This is a genomic window from Tissierella pigra, assembly GCF_009695605.1.
GTDB lineage: Bacteria > Bacillota > Clostridia > Tissierellales > Tissierellaceae > Tissierella > Tissierella pigra.
In genome coordinates, this window is sequence record NZ_VUNQ01000004.1 from 36,489 (window position 1) to 61,616 (window position 25,128).

The window sequence follows — 25,128 nt, forward strand, 5'->3', positions numbered from 1 at the left end:
TTAAAATTTTATTTTAATTATCTAATTAGATTATATGTTATTTAACAAACCAAATCAATATGTTTCAAACAAAATGTTTTAATTGTCTTTATTTAACATATCTACCACATAAGTAATATATTTTAGTCTTTCCTCTTTGTTACCCATAGTCTTTTCATTAAAGTTTGCTATGTCAAGATTAAGAGGTGGATATAATATTGAAGATAGAAAAATCATTTTATTATACTGAAAATCCTTAAGGTTCTTATTAAAAAAATTTGATAAAGCTTTGTCTAGTTTTATATTCATACGATCAGTTACTTCTACTATTTTAGCATCTATTTCACTACAGGACTTTCTACTTCTGGCTTCCTTTAAAATAGTAAGAACTCCAGGATATTTTAATGTGTATTCTATTATTTCATTTGCACAGAGAATAATTTTTTCCTTATTATCATATTCATCATTATCTAATATGGAATAGGCGGCTATGGTATTATCTATATAAAATTCTTTTACTAGAAGTAACATTTCCTCCTTAGTGCGGAAATAATAGTTTATGGCACTTACATTTACACCTGCTTCCTTAGCTATGGTTCTTATGGGGACATTGAAAGTACCAATTTTTCCAATAAGGTATAGGGTTTTATCTAAAATTTTTTCTTCAATACTTGTTAAATCTCTCATTTTATCCTCCTACATTTAGGTTTTAAATTCTTATTTATTAATATAACAGTTATTGCTATTATATCAAAAGATAAAAATAGTAAATACATTGAATATAATAATCCACCTAATATTAGGTGGATTATTATATATATGAATTTATATTATAGATGATAGTACATGAACCTTTGATACAATGCCTTTGAGATTGCCATTATCCACTACAGCTATGGGGAATCTAGTTTCTGTTGCCATTTCCATTATATCACTTAATAAGGCATCAGGAGATGTGGTTTCTATATCTTTTATTAACACATCTGATATACTTAAATTTTCCCTATGGGCGTTAATAGTATCATCAATAGTAATGACACCTTCCAGTTTCATTTTTTCTGATACTACATAAGCACTGGATACTCCGTTTTTCCTCATAATGTTTATAGCATAATTAGGGTTATCCTTTAGCCTAACTATACTATTTGGAGTAATCATCACATTTCTAACACTTATGACTTGAGTTTTATCTGCACTGTCAATAAATTGCTTAACATAATCATTGGCAGGGTATTCGCTCATATTTTCTGGAGTATCTACTTGAATTAATTCACCATCTCGCATTATGGCTACTCTATCTCCTAGTTTAAAGGCCTCATCTATATCATGGGTAATGAATATTACGGTTTTTTCTAACTTTCTCTGAATAGTTAATAATTCAAACTGCATATCCTTTCTAACTAAAGGATCTAAGGCCGAAAAAGGTTCATCCATTAGTAGGATTTCAGGATCATTAGCAAGAGCTCTTGCTATTCCAACTCTTTGTTTCATACCTCCTGAAAGGCTAGATATAGGTTCGTTTTCTAGTCCATTAAGTCCTACCATATTGAGCATTTCTACGGCTTTTTTCTGTCTTTCTTCTTTAGGTATTCCCTTTATTTCAAGGCCATATTCTACGTTGCCAATTACATTTCTATGGGACATTAGTCCAAAATTTTGAAATACCATAGAAATTTTATTTCTTCTATATTCTTCCAATGATCTCTTATCTAATTTATTTATATCTTCATTTCCATATAATATGGTACCAGATGTTGGCTTATTTAATCTATTAAAACATCGTACTAATGTAGATTTTCCAGAACCAGACAATCCTATGATTACAAATATTTCCCCTTTTTTTATATTCATAGACACATTCCATAGGGCTATGGTAACGTTGGTTTTTTTATAAATAGTATCTTTATCTAGTCCAGATTTTTTTAACTTTATTGCTGTATTTTTATCTAAACCATATAGCTTAGATAGATTTTTTACACTTAAAATATTACTAATGGGAATTCACCTCCCCATTTTTAACTAGTCCTTGAGTTATTCTGTCTAAAATTACAGCTATGATTACAACAGCCGTTCCAGATACTAAACCTCTACCAATTTCCACACGGTTAACACTAATCAGTACTTCCATACCAAGTCCTGTGGCTCCAATCATAGACGTAGTAACTACCATAGCCATAGCCATCATTAGAGTTTGATTTACACCTGTCATTATGGTAGGCAGGGCTTGAGGAATTTGCACCTTTACTAGTGATTGGAATTTAGTTGATCCAAAAGCAATAGATGCCTCGACTATTTCCTCATCAATTTGTCTAATTCCATGATTAGTAAGTCTAATAATTGGAACTATGGCATAGATAGTTGTAGCTATTACAGCAGGAGGTTTACCTAATCCAAAGAATAAAAGAGCTGGAATAAGATAAACAAACACTGGCATTGTTTGCATGGTATCTAAAATAGGTCTAACTATTTTATCAGCTTTATCACTGGTAGATATTAGAATTCCCAAGGGGAATCCTAATACTAATGACATAGCAACTGAAGCTAGGACTATTGCTAAGGTTTCATTCATAAGATCCCATAGTCCTAAAGTTCCTATGAAAAACAATAAGGCTCCATATAATATTCCTTTACTTATTTTTTTACTTATTCTCCAAGTAATATAAACTACAGCTAAAATTGTAATAATCCAAGGAATAAAGCTTAATATAGAATGTATGATGTTGACAAAACTAATTAGAAAGTTTCTAATACTTCCAAAGAATATATCATACTTCACACTAAAATCTCTTACATATTTATCAATGGCACCAGTATTAACTGGAATCTTAAAGGGGAAATTAAACAACCAATCTGAATTCATATAATCTCCTCCTAATTTAAATAATCTCTCATGGTTTTAGCATTTTCTTCATTTAACCATTCATCTAATAAATAATCGTATTCTTTTAAGAACCATTCTGCTGTTTCTATATAATCTGCGTTTGTGTCCTGCATATATGCTAAAGCTTCGGAAGTCATTTTAGATGATGTTTTATAATTACTTAAGAAATCAACTATTTCCTCATTGGAATCATAAAATTCATTACTCATGGCTATTGTAACTGTTACTGCTGGTAATTGAGTTTTACCTTCTTTATAAGTTGACTCATCATAGGGTTCATCTTCCAATAAAACAAAGTCATATTTACCCATTAACCAAGTTGGCTCCCAATAATAAGTAACTATTGGTTCTCCCTTATCATAAGCAGATGTAAGGGCAGCTGATAAAGCAGCATCTGAACCTGGTCTAAAGTATATAAAATTTTCATCTAATCCATAGTTAATATATTTGTTATGAATTATTTCATCCACTTCCCATCCAGGAATAGCACCATAAATTCTTCCCATTCCTTTATTTTCATCATCTGGAAATATATCAGGATAATCTTTTAAATCCCATACATATTTTAAATCAGGTGCTAAGGCTTTTATTCCTCTTTCACTATCTCCTTCAATCACATATCTAGGAACATATAGGCCTTGATAATCATCATCAAAGTTTATACTTAATTCCTTTACTTTACCTTCTGCTAAATCTTGTTCATATGTTGCTAAGTTATCTGTCCAAACTTCCATATGAATATCAACTTCTCCTTTTAAAAGGCCTTCATGTAATACTGTTGTTGATCCTGGTATTTCTCTCCATTTGTATCCATAGACCTTTTCTGCAATTATTCCTGCCACTGCATTATGGAATTTGTTACTATCCCATCCTGCATCTGCAAAAGCAATTTCTTTCCCTGTACCCATGGTTGTATTAGATGCACAACCAACCATAGTAATAATTACTAATATGGTGAGTATTAATAAACCAATAAATTTTTTCATTTCTCTACACCCTTCCTTTAAAAAATACGTCGACTCTTTTATGGTAACATCATTTTGACAAAGCTGTCAAATTACACGTTCCCTAAAAGTGATGTATAAAATGGATGTAAGGTGCAATATAGCAATAGTTAGAAAGGTTTAAAAAAAAGTTTATTTTTGTTGTATATTTACTAACTATCTGGTATAATATTTGGCCATTATATTTGATTATTTAAAGATCATAAGAATTTCTTATACATGCAATAACAAAGATATATTTTACATATAAGTACTAAGTTGTTAAACTTGAGAGGTAAAGGAGAGATGTATATGAAAGAAAACAAACTATGGAAACTTTTCATTTCAACCTTCACCTTAAGTGCATTTACATTTGGAGGTGGATTTGTAATTGTTTCCTTATATAAAAAGAAATTTGTTGAAGAATTAAACTGGCTGGAAGAAGATGAGATGTTAGATATTTCTGCTATTGCACAATCAAGCCCAGGTCCTATACCAGTCAATGCAAGTGTAATCTTAGGATATAGAATACATGGAATTTTAGGAAGTGTAGTTGCCATATTAGGTACAATTATTCCACCTTTTGTTATTATTTCATTTATTTCAATTTTCTATGAGGAATTTAAGAGTAATCAAGTAATAGCAATAGCATTGCAAGTAATGAGAGCGGGAGTAGCCGCTGTAATATTAGATGTAGTTGTAAATTTAGGGAAAAATGTGATTAAGACAAAGAATATCATATATATGGCTGTTATGGTAGTTGCTTTTATTGCAACATATTTCTTTAATTTTGGTGCTATGTACATTATATTTTTCTGTTTAGGTATTGGATTGATTTCCGTATTTTTAAACTATAGAAAGGAGAAAGCAAATGGAACTTCTATGGACTCTATTCATTAGTTTTATACAAGTTGGTTTATTCAGTGTCGGTGGGGGATATGCAGCAATTCCACTTATTCAAGAGCAAGTAGTTCATACCCATAAATTACTAACTATGGCTGAATTTACAGATTTAATCACAATTGCTGAAATGACACCAGGACCAATTTCAATTAACTCAGCTACATTTGTTGGGCAAAGAGTATATGGTACTTTAGGTGCAGTATTGTGTACCATAGGAGTTATTCTACCTGCATTTATTATTTGTTTAACTTTAGCTTATTTCTATTATAAATATAAGAATTTTTCAGGAGTTCAAACTGTATTAGGAGCTCTTAGACCTGCTGTAGTAGCTTTAATTGCCAGTGCTGGTATGTCCATTTTGGTACTGGCTTTATTTAACACAGATTTCAACAACGTAGTGCTTAGTGAATTTAGATGGATTGAATTTATACTATTTATAGGTGGGTTTATAGCTCTTAGAAAATATAAATTAAATGCAGTAACAGTAATTCTAGGAACAGGAGTTGTTGGAACTCTTCTACAACTTGTTATTAATACAATCTAAAATTTTAGATATAAAAACATTGTCTTTTTGATTTTTATTATAAATATATCTTATGGAACGTGGACAACTATAATCTTCAAAATTTAATTGTTTTAACCTTTGGGTTTTTATTGCTTCATCAGCAGCTATTTTAGAAATAATGGTAAAACCATATTTATTCTCAACTGCCTGCATAACGGTTTCTAGATTTGTTGCTCTAAATACTACCTGTGGGTAAATTTTCATTTCATTCATTTCGATTTCAAATTGATTTCTATGACGACTTCCTTCCTCACGAGAAATCCAAGGTAATTGTTCTAAATCTGATAATTTATTTATGCTCTTATTAAGAGGATAATCGTAACTGATTACGGCTATTAATTCATCTTGTAAAATTTCAACCTCAACTATATTTTTAGAATTGATTTTGCCCTCCACAATGGCAACATCAATTCTATTATTTAATATAAGGTTTTCGATTTCCGCTGTATTGTTAATCTCCACTTCAAGGTCTACATTTGGCATTAAGGATTTTAAATTTTCAAGATAATCATTTAATAAATATTGACCAACTGTAACACTGCTGCCAATACGGACTGTCTTATTCTGACTAAACATTGCCTCATTCAATTCTTTAAAATCAGCCATTATTTTTCGTGCATATTTCTCTAATTTTATCCCTTCAGGAGTTAAATAGAGTTTGTTAGAAACGCGATTAAATAATCTAGCTGAATAGTGATTTTCTAAATCCTTAATCATAAGTGAAATATTTGGTTGTGTAGTAAAAAGTTTGTTAGCTGCAGAAGCCATTGTTTTATTATCAATAACAGCTAAGAAAGCTTCTAACAATTTTATATTCATATTTTACCTCCATATGCTGCTCTTAATGTTATTTATATTTTATCATAATTCAATGTAAAATAATATATGGTACTATGTTTCGTAATAGTACATAGGGGAAAGTACATAAATAATATTAAAATTTTGTACATGAGAAAGTTAGGGATAGTTTTTAATGGATATAAATGATAAAGTAATATAAATAGCATGATTATTTTTAATCAGAATAGTTGTATTGAAAGGATGGTTTAAATGAGAATTGCCAAAATTGGTATGAGAACTGTTAAAACTGTTATAGCGGTCCTTTTAACTCTTGGGGTATCAGAAATATTTAAGTTAAGCAGTCCACTACTGGCTAGTATAGCAGCAATAATGACCATAGAAAGTTCAATTGCTGAATCTTTCACTACAGGGAAAAATAGAATATATGGAACTATATTAGGTGGTATAATAGCGCTAATTATGTCCTATATTGTTCCTCTTAACTTCTTCTTTATTGGCATTGGTTTAATCATACTTATAACTATATGTAATATGTTTAAGTGGAGTAAAGCTGTTAGAATGGCAATGATAGTATTTTTATCAATAGCCTTAAACTACGAAGGTATAGCTAGATTTAATTATGCCTTTGATAGAACTTTAGATACACTGGTTGGAGTAATAATAGGAGCTGCCATAAACTATTTCATAAGACCTCCTGATACAGAAGAAAAAATTAAAGATATAATAAATTCTACCTATTTGGATATTAAAGATATATTAGAAAAACTAATATGGAATAAAGAAATAAATAAACTAGAAGATTTAAAAAATGAGATAACAAATATAGAAGAAGGGTATAAAATATTTACAAAGGATTTGAAGTTTTATACTGGTAAAAATAGCAATGAAATCTATTACCAGAAATTATTTAATTCCTTTGAAAAAATCCACAATCATTTAAGTGTAATCTACTCTATAAAAGAATTACCTGTTATTAATGATAATAATAAAGACGTAATAGAAAGTTATTTTAATAAAGAGATACCAGATATAGAATACGATGAAAAGGATGATTTGGATTTAATATATAATTATCATCTAGAAAAGATACTGTCTGAGTTGGCTATTGTAGATTCAATGATATAATAAGCCTAAAATGACAATAGAACCAAGGAGGAGCTTATGTTAAAGGACTTTAAAGAATTTGCAGTAAAAGGAAATGTAATGGATTTAGCAGTAGGGGTAATTATTGGTGGAGCATTTGGTAAAATAGTTACATCTTTAGTCAATGATATGATAATGCCAATAATGGGAGTACTAATTGGAAAAGTAGATTTTACAAATTTATTTATTAGTTTAGATGGTACAAAATATCAGTCTCTATCAATGGCAAAAGATGCTGGTGCAGCAACATTAAATTATGGTGTATTTATCAATACTATAATTGAGTTTTTAATTATATCATTTTCCATATTTATAGTGATTAGGCAATTGAATAAGTTTAATAAAAAACAAGAAAATGAAGAACCAAAACCAAATACGAAAACTTGTCCATACTGTTATACAGAAATTAATCCAAAGGCAACAAAATGTCCTAACTGTACTTCAGTAGTTAGTGAATAATAAATAAATTTATAATGACCTAAAAATTAAAGGTGTAGACTATAGTCTACACCTTTAATAAGTTTCTAATTATAAAAACTATGTCCTCCTATTTTAGTTACATAGGTCTTATTCTTTACAATCCAAGTACCAGCTGCTTTACTGGGATTAAAGAAGTATGTTGAATTGCCTACAGGTCTTACTCCATTTAAAGCATCCTTAGCTGCCTTTATACTTTCCTCTGATGGTTTGTTATAAATTGTGCCTTCAGCAACTGGGCTAAATTGAGGAATGTTTTTATAGTACTCAAAAATCACACCATATATAGTATTAGGAAATTCCTTAGAATCAACTCTGTTTAAAATTACATTACCAACTGCTACTTTTCCTTCATAGGATTCGCCACTTGCTTCAGCTTCAATAATCCTAGCTAACCACAATAAATCCTCATCACTATAATTTCTAGAGGAACTTCTTAAAGTGCTTGTACCTCTTGAAACAGTAGTAGATTTATTATATAGAGCATTTTGCGTTTGTTTTCCAGCAATACCATCAATAATTAACTTATTATCTTTTTGAAAATTAATAACAGCATTTTCTGTTACAATACCAAAGATACCATCTATGGAAATATTATAGTATCCAAGTTTTTTTAACTCTTGCTGAAGTTTAGAAACTTCATTTCCCTTACTTGTAAATTCTAACTTTACATAGCTTTCACTTGCAAATACTTCAGTTATTGGTGATAATACCAATACTAAAGCTGATAAAATTGATAAAACTCTTTTTTTCATTTTACATATACACTCCTTCCTTAATAAAGCTTCCGAAGTTAGCTGACGGGTTCGGGATAGAAGGCTCCCTACCACAGATATATGTGGATTAACCCCTGAGTTGGTTCCTCCGTACCTAATAATATATAGGATTCAGCAGTTATAATGGTATGCAATATTGACATTATACAGAAATGTACAAGCCATGTAAACCCAAAATAGGGATATACCAGAATTTACATATTTATAAAATTACAAAAATACATAAAAAGATACCCTAATATAGGTTAAAAATAACCTATATTAGGGTATCTATAATAGTCATTAATAAGTTTCTACGAAAAACTCAAAATGTCCTTGTGGGTGGATACAAGCTGGACATAGTTCAGGTGCATTTGAACCTTCATGTACATATCCGCAGTTGCCACATTTCCATAGTACTTTTTCAGTTTTTTCAAATACTCTATTGTTTAATATATTCTCTGCAAGTTTATTGAATCTAATTTCATGAGCCTTTTCTGCATCAGATATTGCTCTAAAAGCAAGGGCTATATCCTTAAAACCTTCTTCTTCTGCAATATCTGCAAAAGCAGGATAAAGTTCTGTCCATTCTTCATTTTCTCCACTTGCTGCTGCTTTTAAATTATCTAAAGTATTTCCTTGAGCAACAGGAAAATCAGCCTCTATACTAATAGTTGCTGGAAGTTCATCTAATCCTGCAAGTAAAAATTTATAAAATCTTTTTGCGTGTTCCTTTTCATTATCAGCTGTTTCGATAAATATATTTCTAATTTGTTTATATCCTTCTTTATCAGCTACAGAAGCATAATATGTATAACGGTTTCTAGCTTGTGATTCTCCTGCAAAGGATTTCATTAAGTTTTCTGCTGTTTTTGTTCCCTTTAAATTATTCATTTTTACCTCCTAAAAATTCCCTTTAGATTAAGGATGATTTGTGTAATCGTTGCCTATTTGTAATAATTACAGTTATATGCTAACATTAATGTCATAAAATGTCAATCATATGCTCTAGGGAAGTAGATTAAGCAGGTCTCTTTTAAAAATATGAATTCAAATATTAATTTATTTAATTTTTTATAAAGCATAATACATGGCTAATTATACAAATGTGAAAGAGATTAATAGTAGAATAAATATATAAATATATTTTAAATAGGTTGACAAATATAAAATATTGATGTAGACTATGAAACATAATTTAATAAGGCCTCATCTTTTTCAGGTGAGGTAGAGGAGCAGTATTTAACAGTCCTTAATGGAGCATGAGAAAGCTACGATATTAAGGAGAAGGAAATGTTGCCGAAGTGTATAATATTCTCAGTATTATATGCTGGGTCTGCAGTGAATAATTGCAGGACTGTCTCAATAAACTTTCCCAGTTTATTGAGTTGTGCTATCTCATTTTGGGAAAAGGAGGGGAATTAGGTACTACTATGTCTATTAGGATCTGAGTTCATCTCAGGTCTTTTTTTGTTACCAAAAATAGTGCAACTCGGATACAAGGTGGTAGGTTTAAGATTTTAAATTGTTAAATTAAACTTATTATGACAGAAGGAGAGAAGTAGATATGAAAAGAAAAATATTATTATTAGTAGGGATTGCCTTAGTAGGAGTTATGATTTTAGGAGGATGTGGAAAAACCTCAGATGATAATACATTTAAAATAGGACTTGAAGCAGGATATGCACCATTTAACTGGACACAAATGGATGATTCAAATGGTGGAGTAAAAATAGATGGAAGCAGAGAATTTGCTGGTGGATATGATGTTGAAATTGCAAAGAAAATTGCAGAAGGACTTGGAAAAGAATTAGTTGTTGTAAAGACCGAGTGGGAAGGTCTTATACCAGCCTTAATATCAGGAAAAATTGATGCTGTAATGGCAGGAATGTCACCAACAGCAGAACGCTTAGAGTCCATTGATTTTTCAAGCAACTATTATAAATCAGATTTAGTTATGGTTGTAAAAAAAGGTGGAGCATATGAAAATGCCACTTCAATAGATGATTTTAAAGGTGCAAAAATAACTGGACAGCTAAATACATTTCATTACTCCGTAATTAAACAAATAGAAGGTGTAAATAAGCAGACAGCAATGGATAACTTTCCAGCCATGAGAGTTGCCCTTGAGTCAGGAATAATTGATGGATATGTATCAGAACGTCCAGAGGGAATAAGTGCTGTTTCTGCCAATGATAAATTTGCAATGGTAGAATTTGAGAATGGATTTAAAACTTCAGATGATGATACAGCCATTGCTGTAGGTCTTATAAAAGGCAGTAAATTAAAAGAACAGATAAATAGTATATTAGATAAAATTTCAGAAGATGAATTTAAAGATATTATGGACAATGCTATTATAAATCAACCTTCAGCTGAATAATGTTTGTTTAAAGGAGTGAAGAAAGTGAGCTTTCAATCAATAATAAAAATAATGTCAGAATACTATCCCATGCTTCTTAGGGGTGCAGGTATAACACTTTTAATATCTATAGTTGGTACAGTTATAGGATTTGTCATTGGACTATTAGTAGGAACTATACGAACTATTCCAATACCTAGAAATAGAATAAAGGCTTTTATCCTTAAAATAGTAAATGTTGTTTTTTCTATTTATATAGAAATATTTCGTGGTACACCTATGATAGTACAGGCTATGGTAATTTACTATGGTTCTGCTTTGGCATTTGGAATAGATATGGATAGAATATTTGCAGCCATACTTATAGTATCTATAAATACTGGAGCCTATATGGCAGAAATAGTTCGTGGTGGTATATCATCAATTGATAAAGGACAGTTTGAAGCAGCACAAGCAATAGGAATGAATCATTTTCAAACCATGACTAATATTATATTGCCACAGTTAATTAGAAATATATTACCTGCAACTGGAAATGAATTTGTTATAAATATAAAGGACACTTCAGTGCTAAATGTAATTTCTGTAACAGAATTATTTTTCCAGACAAAATCTATTGCAGGAAATAATTTTAAATACTTTGAAACATTCTTTGTAGCTTCTATTTTTTATTTTGTAATGACCTTTACAGTAACTAGAATTTTACGTTTTTGTGAAATGAAAATAGATGGTCCTGAAAACTATACTATAAATATAGAGGACATATCAGTAAACAAGTCTGAAAAGTTACTTCCTAGAGTAAAAGACACTAGTGTAAAACAATATTAGGAAGGAGATAGAATATGGAAAAGATAATAGAAATTAAACATTTGAATAAATCTTTTGGAAATCATGAGGTTCTGAAAGACATTAATTTTTCAGTAAATAAAGGTGAAGTAGTATGTATTATTGGTTCATCAGGTTCTGGTAAATCTACTCTTCTTAGATGTATAAATCTCTTAGAAGTACCCAGTGGGGGAGAGATTATATATAAAGGTGAAAATATACTAGATGATAATCATGATATTTGTCTATATCGTAAAAATCTAGGCATGGTGTTTCAACAGTTCAATTTATTTAATAATCATGATGTTTTAGGAAACTGCATGGTGGGACAGAGAAAAGTATTGAATCGTTCTAAAGAAGAAGCAGAAAATATATCTATGAAATATTTAAAAGTAGTAGATATGGATAAATATATCAATGCAAAACCAAAACAATTATCAGGAGGACAAAAGCAACGGGTAGCAATTGCAAGAAGTTTATCTATGGAACCAGATGTAATATTATTTGATGAGCCAACATCTGCTCTTGATCCTGAAATGGTAGGAGAAGTCCTTAAAGTTATGAATGAACTGGCTAAAACAGGACTTACAATGATAATAGTAACTCATGAAATGGAATTTGCAAAAGATGTGGCAGATCGTATTGTTTTTATGGATAAAGGTGTTATTGCAGAAGAAGGAACTCCAGATAAAATATTTAATAATCCAAGTAAAGAACGTACAAGAGAATTTTTAAGACGTGTAATATAATAAAACTAGTTGCAGCTTTTATGCTGCAACTAGTTTTTTGTTTTATGAGGGGTTAAAAGTGTTCTTATCATCATTGGAATGTTGTTTTTTTCCTGGTGCTATATTTTTAGTCATTCCCATGGAATTTGCCATAGTCGTAAAATCATAGCCTAATTCATTGGCTATTTCTAGTTTCATTTCCTCAAAAGCTTTCATAGCATTTTCATTTATTGGTTTTTTAACCATTAGAATCACCTCATGTATATTATTTATCTTTATTTTATATACTTAGAGGATATTTCATACTAGGTAATTAAATGAAAGTTTTTAGCTAATGGCTTCCTTTAGTGTATGCCATGCTAAAACGGCACATTTTACTCTAGCAGGCATATTGGAAATATTTTGAAGAACTATGGCATCTTCTAACTTTTCCAATTGATCTTCATCTATGATTTCTTTTTTAATCATAGATAGAAATAGTTCTACTAAGCTTAAAGCTTCTTCCTTGGCTATTCCTTTTATTAAATCTATCATCATAGAAGTAGAAGCTTGAGATATGGCACATCCCACTCCTGTAAAGGAGGCATCTTCTATTATATTTTCATTGAGTTTAATCTCTAAAGTAATATCGTCACCACAGCTAGGATTGTGACCTCTTTCTCTTATATCTGGCTCTATTAAGGCTTTTTTATTGTGTCCACTTCTATTATGTTCCATAATTAGTTCGGTATAAATAGAGTTAAGATCCATAGCCAAACCACTTCCTTACATTTTCAATTCCTTCAATAAATCTATCTATATCTTCCTTTGTATTATAAAGGTAGAAACTAATCCTTGAAGTTGCAGGTACATTAAGATATTTCATTAAAGGTTGGCAACAATGGTGTCCTGCTCTTATGGCTATACCATAAGAGTCTAAAATAGAAGCTATGTCATGAGGATGAATATCATCCATAGTAAAGGATATTATACCGCCACGCATATTTAAGTCTTTAGGTCCTTGAATATTTATATATGATAAAGGAAGCATCTTATCTAATGTATATTCCATTAATTTTTTTTCGTGGGATTTAATATTATCTAATCCAATCTTTTGCAAATAATCAATGGCTGATCCTAATCCTACAGCTCCTTCTACATTTTGTGTTCCACTTTCAAACTTAAAGGGCAATGGAGCAAATGTAGCATCTTGTTCATAAACATATTCTATCATATCTCCACCTAATAAAAATGGTGACATGGATTCAAGAAGTTCTATTTTACCATATAATACACCAATTCCCATAGGGCCTAACATTTTATGTCCAGAAAAAACAAAGAAATCTGCATCAAGATTTTGGACATCTACTGGCATATGGGGAGTGCTTTGAGCACCATCTACTATGACTACTGCTCCCATCTTATGAGAATAGTCTATAATTTCTTCTATTGGATGAATAGTTCCAAGAGTATTTGACATTTGTGCAACAGCTACTATTTTTGTTTTATTAGTTATTTTTGATTTAATCTCTTCTAGAGAAATCCTTCCTTCTTCATCTAAATACATATATTTTAGGACTGCACCTTTTTCCTTTGCCACTCTTTGCCAAGGTAGGATATTACTATGATGTTCTGATATGGCAAGAACTATTTCATCGTTTTCTTTAATGAACTCCATACCATAAGAATAAGCAATTAAGTTAAGAGACTCTGTAGCATTTTTAGTAAATATAATTTCTTCTATATGTTTGGCATTTATAAGTTTTTTTACTTTTGCTTTAGATAAATCATATAACTCAGTAGCTCTTATACTAAGTTCATGAGCTCCCCGATGGGGGTTGCCATGAGAAGTTATATTATAATCACTAATGGCGTTTATAACATCTATAGGTTTTTGGGTTGTAGCACCATTATCTAAATAAACTAAACTATTCCCATTTATTTTTTGATTAAATATAGGAAAATCTTTTTTTATTTCTAAAGGGTCTAATTTATTCATCCATAAGTCTCCCTTCAATTTCCTTGTTAATAATAAGTCTAAAGTCTTCAAAGGGTATTTTGTTAATTATAGGTCTAAAAGATGATTCTATAATCATTTTTTTTGCTTCTCTTTCATTTAAACCTCTACTCATAAGATAAAAAAGTCTATTTTCATCAATTTGTCCTGCACTGGCAGCATGTTCTCCTTCCACATCATCTTCTTCACATAATAAAGCAGGAATGGAATCAGATTTTACAGTAGGGTCAAGTAATATTACATATTCTTCTTCAACACCTTTAGAATGTCTAGCACCTCTTTTAAAATCCAGATTTCCTCTAAAGACTTTTTTAGATTTATCTTTAAGAACTCCTTTAGTTTCAATACTGCTTAAACTTCTAGGACCTTTATGAATCATAGAATATCCTAAATCCATTTTACGTTCTTTATCTCCTAAATAAATAGAGGAGAGATTGGACTCACTTGCTTCTCCTTCTAGAAAAGTAGAATAATTTGTACCACTAATACTACTTCCTAATTCTACAGAAATCCAGTTAACATTTCCTTGTCCTTCAACAAAGGCAAAGTTTGAATCAAAATTTAAAGATATATCATTCATTCTTTGAATTTTGATTATATTTATTTTTGTATTTTCTTTTGCATATACCATAGTTAGTCCATTATGAAAAGCTTTTACTTCTTTTATAGAACTATAGTCAAATATAATAGTAGCCTCGCTGCCAGATTCAGCTACAATAATATTTTTATCTATAACCATAGGATTATCCATGTCCATATTAAATTTTATTATTATAGGTTCTTGTATTTTTACATTTCTAGGAAGGGATAAATCTATACTGCTATTATAGCAGTCTTTAGAAAATGAAATAAATCTATCTCCTAATCCTTTAACATCATTCATATCTATATCTAAATTTATATTCCTAGGATTATTAGTTAATTGGATTTTATCTGAAATATTATTAATATCAATATATTCTTTGTTGTAACTTACCACATTGGGAAAATCAAAGTTTTCTAAATTAATTCTTTTCCAAAGCATTGTATCCCTCCTTATCCAATAGAACCTTCAAGTTCTATATTAATTAAATTATTTAATTCAACAGCATACTCAAGAGGAAGTTCTTTTGTTATTGGTTCAACAAATCCTCTGACTATCATAGCTTTAGCTTCCTCTTCACTGATTCCTCTACTCATTAGATAGAAAATTGCTTCATCGCTGATTCTACCTATTTTAGCCTCATGTCCTATATCTATATTATCATTATTTAATTCAATAATAGGTAGAGTATCGGATTTAGAGTAATTATCAAGCATTAAAGATTCACAAGATACAGTGGATTTGCATCCATAAGCATCTTTAGCTACTTTGAGAAGTCCTCTATAAAAGGCATATCCACCATCTTTTGATATGGACTTAGAATTTACAGTAGAAGTAGTATGAGGTGCTGCGTGAATTACCTTTGTACCAGTATCTAAATATTGTCCCTTTGCGGCAAAGGTAATGCCAGTAAATTCAGATTTGGCACCTTCTCCCCTTAATATGCTCATAGGATATAACATGGAAACTTTAGAACCAAAAGAGCCAGAAACCCATTCTATGGTTCCATTTTTATCTACCACAGCTCTTTTAGTATTTAAATTGTACATATTTCTAGACCAGTTTTCTATTGTACTATATCTAAGGGCAGCATCTTCTTTTATAAATAACTCAACACAGCCAGCATGAAGATTATTTACTTTATATTTTGGTGCAGAACAACCTTCTATAAAATGAAGTTTTGCACCTTTTTCAACTATAATTAATGTATGTTCAAATTGTCCTGCTCCAGGTGCATTAAGCCTAAAGTAAGATTGTAAAGGAATATCTACTTGAACTCCTTCAGGAACATAGACAAAAGAACCACCAGACCATACAGCGCCATGAAGGGCAGCAAATTTATGGTCATTAGGCGGAACAAGCTTCATAAAGTATTCTTTAACTATATCTTCATATTCTATTAATGCAGTCTCCATATCCATATAAACTACACCTGCATCCACTAATTCTTGCCTGATATTATGATAAACTACTTCTGAATCATATTGTGCTCCTACTCCAGCTAAAGATTCTCTTTCTGCTTGAGGGAGTCCCAATCGCTCAAAGGTGTCCTTTATATCATCAGGAACATCTTCCCAGCTATTTTTCATATCTGAATCTGGCTTAATATAGGTAATTATATTTTCCATATCAAGATCAGATAAATCTGCCCCCCATGTAGGAATAGGTTTGTTATTATATATTTCTAAAGATTTTAGTCTAAAGTCAGTCATCCACTTTGGTTCATTTTTTTCTCTAGAAATTTCCATTATGATTTCAGGAGTTAATCCCTTATCAGTCTTATATTTATAGGTAAATTCATTTTTAATATCATAAATTCCCCTATCTATATCTTCAATAACAGATTTTTTTCTTTCCATATTTCTCACCTCTATTTGTTGGAAAATTCATTTCTAATATTTTCATATCCTTTTTTATCAATTTCTTGAGCTAGTTCCAATCCACCACTTTTTACTATCTTTCCATCAAGTAAAATATGAACAAAATCAGGTTGAAGATATTCCAGTAATTTATTATAGTGAGTTATTACTATTATAGATTTTTCTCTATCTTGAAGTTTTTTCACACCCTCGGCTACTATTCTTATGGCATCTACATCAAGTCCAGAATCTGTTTCGTCTAGGATTGCAAGTTTTGGTTCAAGAATAGACATTTGAAGAATTTCATTTTTCTTTTTTTCTCCACCAGAAAAACCTAGATTTAAATATCTTGAAGCATATTCTTCTTTCATTTCCAATTGATTCATTTTTTCCTTTAATAATTTTTTAAAAGGAATAATTTTCTGTATTTCTCCAGATACAGAAGTCTTAGCAGTTCTTAAAAATTCCTCTACTGTAACGCCTGGAATTTCTTCTGGATATTGGAAAGATAAAAATATACCTTTTTTAGCTCGCTTATCTACCTTCAAATCATTTATTATTTCTCCATCAAACTCTATATTTCCGTCTATAATTTCGTATTGAGGATGACCCATTAGAGTATATCCTAAAGTAGATTTACCGCCGCCATTAGGTCCCATGATTACATGGATTTCTCCTTTTGCTACTTGAAGGTCAACACCTCTTAATATTTCCTTGCCTTCTATATTTACCTTTAAATTACTTATATTTAATAAATTGTTAGTCATACAAACCCTCCTATATATGAAATACCTTATCAATTGATAGGTGTTATCAGCTTTATATATTTATAATTATATACTTATAATTTAAGAAAGTAAAGCTACTAATTTAGTAGGAATTAATTATGACTTTATCCTATAACAAAGATATATTAGATATAATTACAAAATCATAAGAATACAATAGATAGAAAGCTTGTTTAGGATATAAAGGAGAGGATTATATGTGGCAAAATGGACTAATATTAGTATTATCTATTATTTCATCTACTATGATTGCTGAACCAAATCAAGAAATATTAAATAAAGTTAATATAAATACTGAAGAAAACATAATAGAAGTTCAAGAAGAAGTTGAAGAAACCGAAGAAGTTGAAGACGTTGAAGAAACTGAAGAAGTTGAAGAACCGGAAGAAATAGAAGAACAAAAAGAAATCATAAAATTTGTACCAGATAAATTGAAAATAAGAGAAGGTATAGCATCAGAAGATGTTATAAGGATTAAAAGATTTTTAAAGGAAAAAGGATATATGGATATGGCTAGTGATTATTTTTATGATGGGAATACAAAATCTGCAATGGTAAAATATCAAAGAGATAATGGATTATCACCAGATGGAATAATTGGAAACCATACATATGAAAAGATAAACCAAGACATGGAGAACAATAATATAAGTATATCAGAAATAGAAATAGAATTTACGAAGGATACACCTAATGGAAAATTTATAATAATAAATAAAGATAGTAATACTTTATATCACTTAAATGGAAAGGAAATAATAAAGAAATATCCAGTAGCAACAGGAAAAGAACCTGAATATACCCCCGAAGGAAAGTTTAGTATAATCGTTAAATATGTAAACCCAGCATGGGGTGGAGCAGGTAGAAGTAAGCCCATAAAAGGAGGAGCACCTAATAATCCCTTAGGAAAAAGATGGATGGGATTAAATATTAAAGGTGGAGGAGTATATGGAATCCATGGAAATTCAAATGAGCATAGTATTGGAAAATATATTTCTTTAGGATGTATTAGAATGTTTAATGAAGATGTGGAGTATTTATATAATATAGTAGAAAAAAATACTCCTGTATGGATAGGAAGTGAGGAAAAACTCAAAAGTTTTGGTGTGGTATTTAAGTAAATCCTAGACTTGTAAAGAAAGGATTAATTTGATAAACTAACTATATAGATTTATTGTAAAAGGATGGCTTCTAGTGGAAAATCCACCATGTTGCCATATCTTTTTATTTTTTTGCAGTATTTCTTAAATAGGAGGTAAAAAATGAATAATGAAACAACAGACAAACTAGGAAAAGACAGTGTAGGAAAACTATTATTTAATCTGGCAATGCCGGCAATTATAGCTCAGCTGGTGAATATGCTATATAATATTGTTGATCGTATTTATATAGGACATATACCAGAAATAGGAGCAACAGCTTTAACAGGTGTAGGAGTTACATTTCCAATTATTATGATAATTACAGCATTTAGTGCTCTTATAGGAATGGGAGGGGCACCAAGGGCGGCTATAAAAATGGGAGAGAAAAATCACAATGAAGCTGAAAAGATATTAGGAAATTGCTTTGTACTTTTAATCCTTATTTCTATTATCTTAACAGCTTTTTTCCTAGCAACAGGTGAAAAGCTGTTGATGTTATTTGGAGCCAGTAGTGATACTATTGGTTACGGACTTAGTTACTTAAATATTTATGTTGGCGGAACCATATTTGTGATGATAACTTTAGGACTAAATAGTTTTATATCAACTCAAGGTTTTGCAAAAATAAGTATGATGACAGTTTTAATAGGTGCTGTAATCAATATAATTTTAGATCCAATTCTAATATTTGGATTTAATATGGGTGTTAAAGGGGCAGCCGTTGCTACAGTTATTTCTCAGGCAGTATCAGCCATTTGGGTTTTAAATTTTATGCTGGGAGAAAAAACTAGATTAAAGATTCGTAAGATAAATATGAGACTAGATAAAAAGGTTATTATTCCAGTTCTTATGTTGGGAATATCTCCCTTTATAATGAATAGTACAGAAAGTCTACTAAATATATCTTTAAATGCATCTTTACAAAGATATGGGGGAGATATGGCAGTGGGAGCAATGACCATATTATCAAGTTTAATGCAGGTCATATTCTTACCAATATCAGGATTGACTCAGGGTGCACAGCCAATAATTAGTTATAACTATGGTGCAAAGAATAATGATAGAGTAAGGGAAACCTTTAAACTACTTATAATATCGGCTATGACTTTTTCTTTTGTAATGTGGGGATTGATGATGATATTCCCAAGAATATTTGTATCTTTATTTAGTAAGGATATGGCACTTATAGATTTTACTTCATGGGGACTTAGGATTTATTTAGGTTTAGGAATTATACTTGGAGCACAAATAGCCTGTCAACAGACGTTTATAGCCATAGGACAAGCCAAAATATCATTATTTCTTGCATTACTTAGAAAAGTAATATTATTGATACCTTTAATATATATATTGCCTCATTTCTTTGCAGATAAAGTATTTGCAATATTTTTTGCAGAGCCTGTAGCAGATTTAATTGCAGTTACTATTACAGTAACAACCTTTTCAATACAATTTAAAAAACTGCTTCGGGAGAATAATTAAATAATTTAATATTAGAATATATTAGGATTATCTGATAGAAAATAAGAAAGCAATGGGATGAATAAGGAAAACTGCCATATGGCAGTTTTCCTTATTCATTATACACTTTAGTTTCATCTTTGTGAAAATATCTATATAGAACTTTCACGAAATTAGGTATAGTTTTAGATACATTTTTTAGCCTTACTTCACTTTCATATTCTTTTTCATTTTTTATAGTTTTAAGAGCATAGTCTAAAATGCTTTTTTCGCTTGACTCTATTCCTGTTTTATAAAAAAACAATTTAGATAATAGTGTTAATGCTTTAGGATTATCTATAAATGCAAAAGAAGCAAATAAACAAAAACCTAGATTTTCTAAGGTAATTATATATGCGTATAAATAATCTAAATCTGATAATCCGGGTAAATTTATAGTTTTTGACTGAATATCTATATTAAAGTTTTTTTCTTCAACTATGGATGGCTTAGATACCATTTTCTTATATTTTTCTTTTTCTCTAAACAAACTATACATACCATCAGTTTTACTACCTAATACTCTGCCTACTAAAGTAAGATTCTTGACCTCCTCTAAAGCTTTATCCATTTCTTTTATATTACCTTCTATTTCCTGTAGATTAAAATAAAGAGCACAGCTAAAGATGAATTCAATACAATCTATACCTAATTCAAAACATCTATTTGTAAAATTTTTTACATATTGCTTATCATTTATACCAAAACATTCATTCAATGCTGCATATGCTTCACTTTCAGCAGGAGCAGAGTAATAGTCTTCACCTGTTTTAGTATGCCTATTTAAACAACCTACTACGCAAAGAGGAGAACAAGTTCTATTAATTTTAAACTCTGTATCTATATAATTATTTTTGATATTATTGTTGCTATTTAACTCGGACATATCTATATTTTTACCTTGGGATAACATTTTCATTAAAGTAATAGAACCAAGTCCAGGCAAAGCTTTACCACATATAGGATGCTCTATAATGATTTTGGATAATTCCTTAGAACATCTTTTCATATTTTCTGCATCATATACTGGAGCGTTGAAATGTTTTTTGTTTTTAACAGTTATGGCCTTTAATCCCTTATATCCAAAAATATCGCCTATACTGTTTCTTGCGCAATAAAAGGAGGGACTTCCTTCTGGATATGTACTAAATAGAGTGGATATTGGTAATAGCTTTTCACCTGAAGGACCTATACCAATAACCCCACATTCTTTTCCATATAAGTCTTGTATAATATCTATAGTTGAAGATACATTCATACCTTTAATATTATTTATATTAACTAACTCAATATGATTTTCCTCAATTAATAGTGTTAATGGTATTTCTTCAGTATTTCTTCCAGATATTACAATGGCATCTATATTAAGAGATGCTAATTTTTGTGAGATAGTACCTGCAATATTTGAAATCTGTATTCCTTCATCTTTTGAAGATTTTGTACCTACCAATAGCCTACCAGTACTGGGAGCTAAGGTTCCAGAGAATAGACCTGGGACTAATACTATTACGTTTTCGTCATCAAGTCTGTCAATATTAGGAGAAACTTCCTCCCTTATAATCTTGGCAATTAAACCTCTGCCATAATCCTCGAAAGCGTTTTGTTTTTTAATTATTTGTTTTTTCGTTAAATCTATATAAAGTAATTTACTCAAATTAAATTTCCTCCTTAATCTTTTCTAATAGATTATACCATTAATTTTTTTCAAACCATCTATAGATTAGTAAAATCTATAGGAGGAATTACAGTATAGATAATCTTTTTAAGAATTGCTAATTAATTGACATTGAAAAAATTATATGGTATATCTTATTTAGATTAATACTGCAATTACCAAGTAGTAGAGCAAGATAATATGATGAAAATTAAAGGAGGATTTTAATGAAATTTTGGAAAAGGAGTATTTTATTTCTGTTGGTTTTTGTAATTTCTGTATCCATGGTTGGATGTAAACCAAAGGGTGAATCTAAAGTTGATGAAGAAATAACAGATGCGTCAACAGAAGAACTACAAAATAAAGAATTAGAGCAAGAATCTGAAGAAAGTGAAATTATTATTACTGACCATCTAGGGAGAACAGTAACACTTGACAAAAAGGCAGAAAAGATAGTAAGTGGATATTATATAACTACATCTATGATGATTGCTTTAGGACTAGAGGATAATGTAGTAGGAATAGAGGCAAAAGCTAAATCAAGACCTATCTATTCATTAGCAGCACCTGAGTTTTTAGAACTTCCAAATGTTGGTACAGCAAAAGAATTTAATTTAGAAGGTACAATAGCACTTGAACCAGATTTAGTTATATTACCTATTAGATTAAAAGATGCTGTAGAAAGTTTAGAGAAAATGGGAATAAAAGTTATAGCAGTGAATCCTGAAAATATGGATTTACTGAAAGAAACTCTTAAAATAGTAGGATTGGCTACAGGAACTACAGAGAGAGCTGATAGGCTAATATCTTATTATGATAATAAGTATATACAAATTGAAAAGTTAGCTGGGGCAGAAAAGAAGAAGGTTTATCTAGGAGGTAATAGTGATTTTCTGTCTACAGCAGCAAAGAATATGTACCAAAACCATATGATAGAAGCAGCAGGAGGTATCAACGTTGCTTCTGACATTGATGATACTTATTGGGCTACTATTTCCTATGAGCAATTAATAGCTTATAATCCAGATATTATAGTTATAGTACCAGAAGCAGATTATACAAAAGATGATATAATAAATGATGCTAAATTGGCTGGAATCAATGCAGTGAAAAATAATAAAATATATGTAATGCCAGATACATTTGAAGCTTGGGACTCTCCAGTACCTTCTAGTATATTAGGTACAATGTGGTTAACATTTGTTATAAATGAAGACACTCAAAACTTCGATGATTTTAAAGAAGAAGTGGCTAACTTCTATGAAACATTTTATGATTTTACAGTAGATAGAGAGAAGATTACTAAATAATGAAGATATATTCTTCAGAGGTAAGGAAGACTAATAACAAGTATTTCCTTCAATATCTTATGGCAATTATATTATTATGTGCTGCATTTGGATTTTCCATAGGAGTAGGAAAGTATCCAATTCCTATTAAAGATATAATAAAAATTATTTTTGGTAAGGAAGTTGATTCAACTGTAAAAATGGTATTTTTCAACCTTCGTCTTCCAAGGACTATTATGGTTATTATGGCAGGAATAGGGCTTAGTATATCGGGAAGTGTATACCAAACTATTTTCAAAAACCCTCTTGCAACACCAGATATTATAGGAGTATCCTCTGGAGCTACTCTTGGGGCTGCCATTGCAATAGTATTTTTATCTGGTGGAACATTTACCATAGCCTTTAGTGCTTTTGCAGGAGGTATAGTAGCAGTTTTTGTAGCTCTCGGACTTGCTAGGATGTCAGAAAATAAGGGGATTGCTACTCTTGTATTAGCAGGTATTGTTATTGGTTCAATAACTAACGGACTAATAATGATATTAAAGTTTTTTGCAGACCCTGAAAGGCAGCTTGCAGCAATAGAGTTTTGGTCCATGGGTAGTTTTGCAGGAATTACATCTGATAAAATGTTAGGGGTATTACCTTTCTTTTTATTGGGCATTACTATGCTTATACTACTTAGATGGCAGATAAATATTTTATCATTAAGTGATGATGAGGGGAAAAGTCTTGGTCTGAAGATTGAAAGAGTACGCTTACTTATTATTATAGCTGCAACTTTAGTTGTAGCCAGTATTGTAAGTATTACTGGACTTATATCATTTATAAGTTTAATAGCACCACATATAGCAAGGATTATAAGGAAGAGAAATGACTTTAGTACTGCTATTTTTAGTGGATTAATTGGTTCATTAATCCTCATTGTAGCTGATTGCCTGGCAAGAAGTATAGGAAGTAGCGAAATTCCCATTAGCATACTGACTACTTTTATTGGGGCACCTTATTTAGCATATTTAATGAGTCGCCATAGGTAGGAGGAGTATAATGGAGGTATTAAAAATTGAAAATATAGTTGCTAGTTATGGGAGAGAGTTAATAGTTGATGATATTAGTTTTCATATGAAAAAAAGTGAATTCACTGGTCTTTTAGGTTTAAATGGAACTGGAAAAACAACTTTATTAAAAGTGATTTGCGGATTGCTTAAACCGAAAAGTGGAAAATGTTTCATAGATAATAAGGATATGATGAAGTATAAGGAAAAAGAAAGGGCAAAGTATATTTCCTTTATGCCCCAACGGCATAGTATAATATATGACACAACAGTGTTAGAGGTTGTACTAATGGGAATCACTCCTTATCTTGGCACTTTTGGCCATCCAACTAATGAACATAGAAAAATCGCTTATGATATACTAGAAAAAATGGATATGGAAGAATGTGCTAATAAAAACTTTCTTCAATTAAGTGAAGGACAAAAACAACTAATTATTGTAGCTAGGTCTTTAATGCAGAATTCACAATTTATGCTATTTGATGAGCCAAATAGTGCTCTTGACTTCAATAACAGTCATATGATTTTGTCAAAGATAAGGGAAGTAATAAAAAAAGAAAGAAAATCTGGGCTAATAACTTTGCATGACCCCAATATGGCACTGACCTACTGTGATAGGATTATAGTGTTAAAAGATAAAAAGAAGTTTGCTGATTTTTATATAAAGGATACAGATAGTGGATTTATTCAAGAAGTGTTTAATAAAATATATGAAGATATAGAGATAATTCATTATAATGGAAAATATATGATAGTGAAATAAAACCAGTGGGATTTCCTACTGGTTTTATTTTTTATATAATTGTATATATTAAAATTATTTGGGTAAGAAATAAGAACTAGAAACTATAAAAATATATTGG

The 25,128-nt window shown here is 30.3% G+C and carries 26 protein-coding genes and 2 riboswitches; of the genes, 12 read left to right on the forward strand and 14 right to left on the reverse strand.

What is annotated here, in order from left to right:
• Positions 1-78: 78 nt before the first annotated feature.
• From FYJ83_RS03170 to FYJ83_RS03185, 4 genes are all read right to left on the reverse strand, one after another.
• Positions 79-666 carry a TetR/AcrR family transcriptional regulator gene (locus FYJ83_RS03170; protein WP_154438890.1) on the reverse strand — a complete coding sequence of 196 codons (588 nt, stop codon included), beginning with the start codon at positions 664-666 and terminating at the stop codon, positions 79-81.
• Positions 667-804: 138 nt separating this feature from the next.
• Complete coding sequence (locus tag FYJ83_RS03175) at positions 805-1,980, reverse strand: quaternary amine ABC transporter ATP-binding protein (protein ID WP_326828293.1); 1,176 nt, start codon at positions 1,978-1,980, stop codon at positions 805-807.
• Positions 1,970-2,839 (reverse strand): ABC transporter permease, encoded by an 870-nt coding sequence (locus tag FYJ83_RS03180; RefSeq protein ID WP_154438891.1) that lies wholly within the window; start codon positions 2,837-2,839, stop codon positions 1,970-1,972. The genes FYJ83_RS03175 and FYJ83_RS03180 overlap by 11 nt, the downstream gene beginning before the upstream one ends.
• An 11-nt stretch (positions 2,840-2,850) precedes the next feature.
• A complete protein-coding gene (locus tag FYJ83_RS03185) occupies positions 2,851-3,846 on the reverse strand; it encodes an ABC transporter substrate-binding protein (protein WP_154438892.1) in 996 nt (331 codons plus the stop codon).
• A gap of 309 nt (positions 3,847-4,155) precedes the next feature.
• On the opposite strand from FYJ83_RS03185, the gene FYJ83_RS03190 reads away from it, so the two are divergent.
• Both FYJ83_RS03190 and FYJ83_RS03195 read left to right on the forward strand, forming a co-directional pair.
• The gene (locus tag FYJ83_RS03190; RefSeq protein WP_216584836.1) at positions 4,156-4,743 is read left to right on the forward strand and encodes a chromate transporter; all 588 of its coding nucleotides are present in this window, start codon (positions 4,156-4,158) and stop codon (positions 4,741-4,743) included.
• Positions 4,715-5,290 carry a chromate transporter gene (locus FYJ83_RS03195; RefSeq protein ID WP_154438894.1) on the forward strand — a complete coding sequence of 192 codons (576 nt, stop codon included), beginning with the start codon at positions 4,715-4,717 and terminating at the stop codon, positions 5,288-5,290. Before FYJ83_RS03190 ends, FYJ83_RS03195 begins: the two co-directional genes overlap by 29 nt.
• Here the strand turns inward: FYJ83_RS03195 and FYJ83_RS03200 are convergent.
• Positions 5,264-6,130: a LysR family transcriptional regulator gene (locus FYJ83_RS03200; RefSeq protein WP_154438895.1), complete on the reverse strand. Its 867-nt coding sequence runs from the start codon at positions 6,128-6,130 to the stop codon at positions 5,264-5,266. The genes FYJ83_RS03195 and FYJ83_RS03200 overlap by 27 nt on opposite strands.
• A 231-nt stretch (positions 6,131-6,361) precedes the next feature.
• Between FYJ83_RS03200 and FYJ83_RS03205 the strand changes: the two genes are divergently transcribed.
• On the forward strand, positions 6,362-7,237 hold the full coding sequence (locus tag FYJ83_RS03205) for an FUSC family protein (protein WP_154438896.1): 876 nt from the start codon (positions 6,362-6,364) through the stop codon (positions 7,235-7,237).
• 36 nt (positions 7,238-7,273) lie between these two features.
• A complete protein-coding gene (gene mscL / locus FYJ83_RS03210) occupies positions 7,274-7,714 on the forward strand; it encodes a large conductance mechanosensitive channel protein MscL (protein ID WP_154438897.1) in 441 nt (146 codons plus the stop codon).
• A gap of 65 nt (positions 7,715-7,779) precedes the next feature.
• Here mscL and FYJ83_RS03215 read toward each other — a convergent pair whose 3' ends face one another.
• Together FYJ83_RS03215 and rbr are read right to left on the reverse strand one after the other, a co-directional pair.
• On the reverse strand, positions 7,780-8,487 hold the full coding sequence (locus tag FYJ83_RS03215; RefSeq protein WP_154438898.1) for a cell wall hydrolase: 708 nt from the start codon (positions 8,485-8,487) through the stop codon (positions 7,780-7,782).
• A gap of 12 nt (positions 8,488-8,499) precedes the next feature.
• A riboswitch (cyclic di-AMP (ydaO/yuaA leader) is annotated at positions 8,500-8,635 on the reverse strand.
• A gap of 155 nt (positions 8,636-8,790) precedes the next feature.
• The gene (gene rbr, locus FYJ83_RS03220; RefSeq protein ID WP_154438899.1) at positions 8,791-9,381 is read right to left on the reverse strand and encodes a rubrerythrin; all 591 of its coding nucleotides are present in this window, start codon (positions 9,379-9,381) and stop codon (positions 8,791-8,793) included.
• Positions 9,382-9,707: 326 nt separating this feature from the next.
• Positions 9,708-9,891: riboswitch (Lysine riboswitch) on the forward strand.
• A 163-nt stretch (positions 9,892-10,054) separates the two neighbouring features.
• Here rbr and FYJ83_RS03225 point away from each other — a divergent pair.
• From FYJ83_RS03225 to FYJ83_RS03235, 3 genes are read left to right on the forward strand one after another with little or no spacing between them, the layout of a single operon-like run.
• Entirely contained in the window at positions 10,055-10,870 is an 816-nt protein-coding gene (locus tag FYJ83_RS03225) for a transporter substrate-binding domain-containing protein (RefSeq protein ID WP_154438900.1), read from the forward strand.
• A gap of 24 nt (positions 10,871-10,894) precedes the next feature.
• Positions 10,895-11,677, forward strand: coding sequence for an amino acid ABC transporter permease (locus FYJ83_RS03230; protein ID WP_326828290.1), 783 nt, complete (start codon positions 10,895-10,897; stop codon positions 11,675-11,677).
• A gap of 14 nt (positions 11,678-11,691) precedes the next feature.
• A complete protein-coding gene (locus FYJ83_RS03235) occupies positions 11,692-12,423 on the forward strand; it encodes an amino acid ABC transporter ATP-binding protein (protein WP_154438901.1) in 732 nt (243 codons plus the stop codon).
• Positions 12,424-12,465: 42 nt separating this feature from the next.
• Here FYJ83_RS03235 and FYJ83_RS03240 read toward each other — a convergent pair whose 3' ends face one another.
• The 6 genes from FYJ83_RS03240 to sufC form a co-directional block, all read right to left on the reverse strand.
• Entirely contained in the window at positions 12,466-12,648 is a 183-nt protein-coding gene (locus tag FYJ83_RS03240; RefSeq protein WP_154438902.1) for a small, acid-soluble spore protein, alpha/beta type, read from the reverse strand.
• Positions 12,649-12,729: 81 nt separating this feature from the next.
• A complete protein-coding gene (gene sufU / locus FYJ83_RS03245) occupies positions 12,730-13,152 on the reverse strand; it encodes a Fe-S cluster assembly sulfur transfer protein SufU (RefSeq protein WP_154438903.1) in 423 nt (140 codons plus the stop codon).
• The gene (locus FYJ83_RS03250; protein WP_154438904.1) at positions 13,142-14,380 is read right to left on the reverse strand and encodes a cysteine desulfurase; all 1,239 of its coding nucleotides are present in this window, start codon (positions 14,378-14,380) and stop codon (positions 13,142-13,144) included. Before FYJ83_RS03250 ends, sufU begins: the two co-directional genes overlap by 11 nt.
• A complete protein-coding gene (gene sufD / locus FYJ83_RS03255) occupies positions 14,373-15,422 on the reverse strand; it encodes a Fe-S cluster assembly protein SufD (RefSeq protein WP_154438905.1) in 1,050 nt (349 codons plus the stop codon). Before sufD ends, FYJ83_RS03250 begins: the two co-directional genes overlap by 8 nt.
• An 11-nt stretch (positions 15,423-15,433) precedes the next feature.
• Positions 15,434-16,840, reverse strand: a complete 1,407-nt coding sequence (gene sufB, locus FYJ83_RS03260) for a Fe-S cluster assembly protein SufB (protein WP_154438906.1) — start codon at positions 16,838-16,840, stop codon at positions 15,434-15,436.
• A gap of 11 nt (positions 16,841-16,851) precedes the next feature.
• Positions 16,852-17,607 carry a Fe-S cluster assembly ATPase SufC gene (gene sufC / locus FYJ83_RS03265; RefSeq protein WP_154438907.1) on the reverse strand — a complete coding sequence of 252 codons (756 nt, stop codon included), beginning with the start codon at positions 17,605-17,607 and terminating at the stop codon, positions 16,852-16,854.
• A 218-nt stretch (positions 17,608-17,825) separates the two neighbouring features.
• Here sufC and FYJ83_RS03270 point away from each other — a divergent pair, with 218 nt between their 5' ends.
• Positions 17,826-18,749, forward strand: coding sequence for a L,D-transpeptidase family protein (locus FYJ83_RS03270; RefSeq protein WP_154438908.1), 924 nt, complete (start codon positions 17,826-17,828; stop codon positions 18,747-18,749).
• A gap of 141 nt (positions 18,750-18,890) precedes the next feature.
• Positions 18,891-20,252 carry an MATE family efflux transporter gene (locus tag FYJ83_RS03275; protein ID WP_154438909.1) on the forward strand — a complete coding sequence of 454 codons (1,362 nt, stop codon included), beginning with the start codon at positions 18,891-18,893 and terminating at the stop codon, positions 20,250-20,252.
• Positions 20,253-20,343: 91 nt separating this feature from the next.
• On the opposite strand, the gene FYJ83_RS03280 is transcribed toward FYJ83_RS03275, so the two are convergent.
• Positions 20,344-21,924 carry an aldehyde ferredoxin oxidoreductase N-terminal domain-containing protein gene (locus FYJ83_RS03280; RefSeq protein WP_154438910.1) on the reverse strand — a complete coding sequence of 527 codons (1,581 nt, stop codon included), beginning with the start codon at positions 21,922-21,924 and terminating at the stop codon, positions 20,344-20,346.
• Between the two features lie 227 nt (positions 21,925-22,151).
• On the opposite strand from FYJ83_RS03280, the gene FYJ83_RS03285 reads away from it, so the two are divergent.
• From FYJ83_RS03285 to FYJ83_RS03295, 3 genes are read left to right on the forward strand one after another with little or no spacing between them, the layout of a single operon-like run.
• Entirely contained in the window at positions 22,152-23,234 is a 1,083-nt protein-coding gene (locus FYJ83_RS03285) for an ABC transporter substrate-binding protein (protein WP_154438911.1), read from the forward strand.
• A gap of 59 nt (positions 23,235-23,293) precedes the next feature.
• Entirely contained in the window at positions 23,294-24,247 is a 954-nt protein-coding gene (locus FYJ83_RS03290) for a FecCD family ABC transporter permease (RefSeq protein ID WP_195837906.1), read from the forward strand.
• A 10-nt stretch (positions 24,248-24,257) separates the two neighbouring features.
• Positions 24,258-25,028: an ABC transporter ATP-binding protein gene (locus FYJ83_RS03295; RefSeq protein ID WP_154438913.1), complete on the forward strand. Its 771-nt coding sequence runs from the start codon at positions 24,258-24,260 to the stop codon at positions 25,026-25,028.
• Positions 25,029-25,128 lie beyond the last annotated feature (100 nt).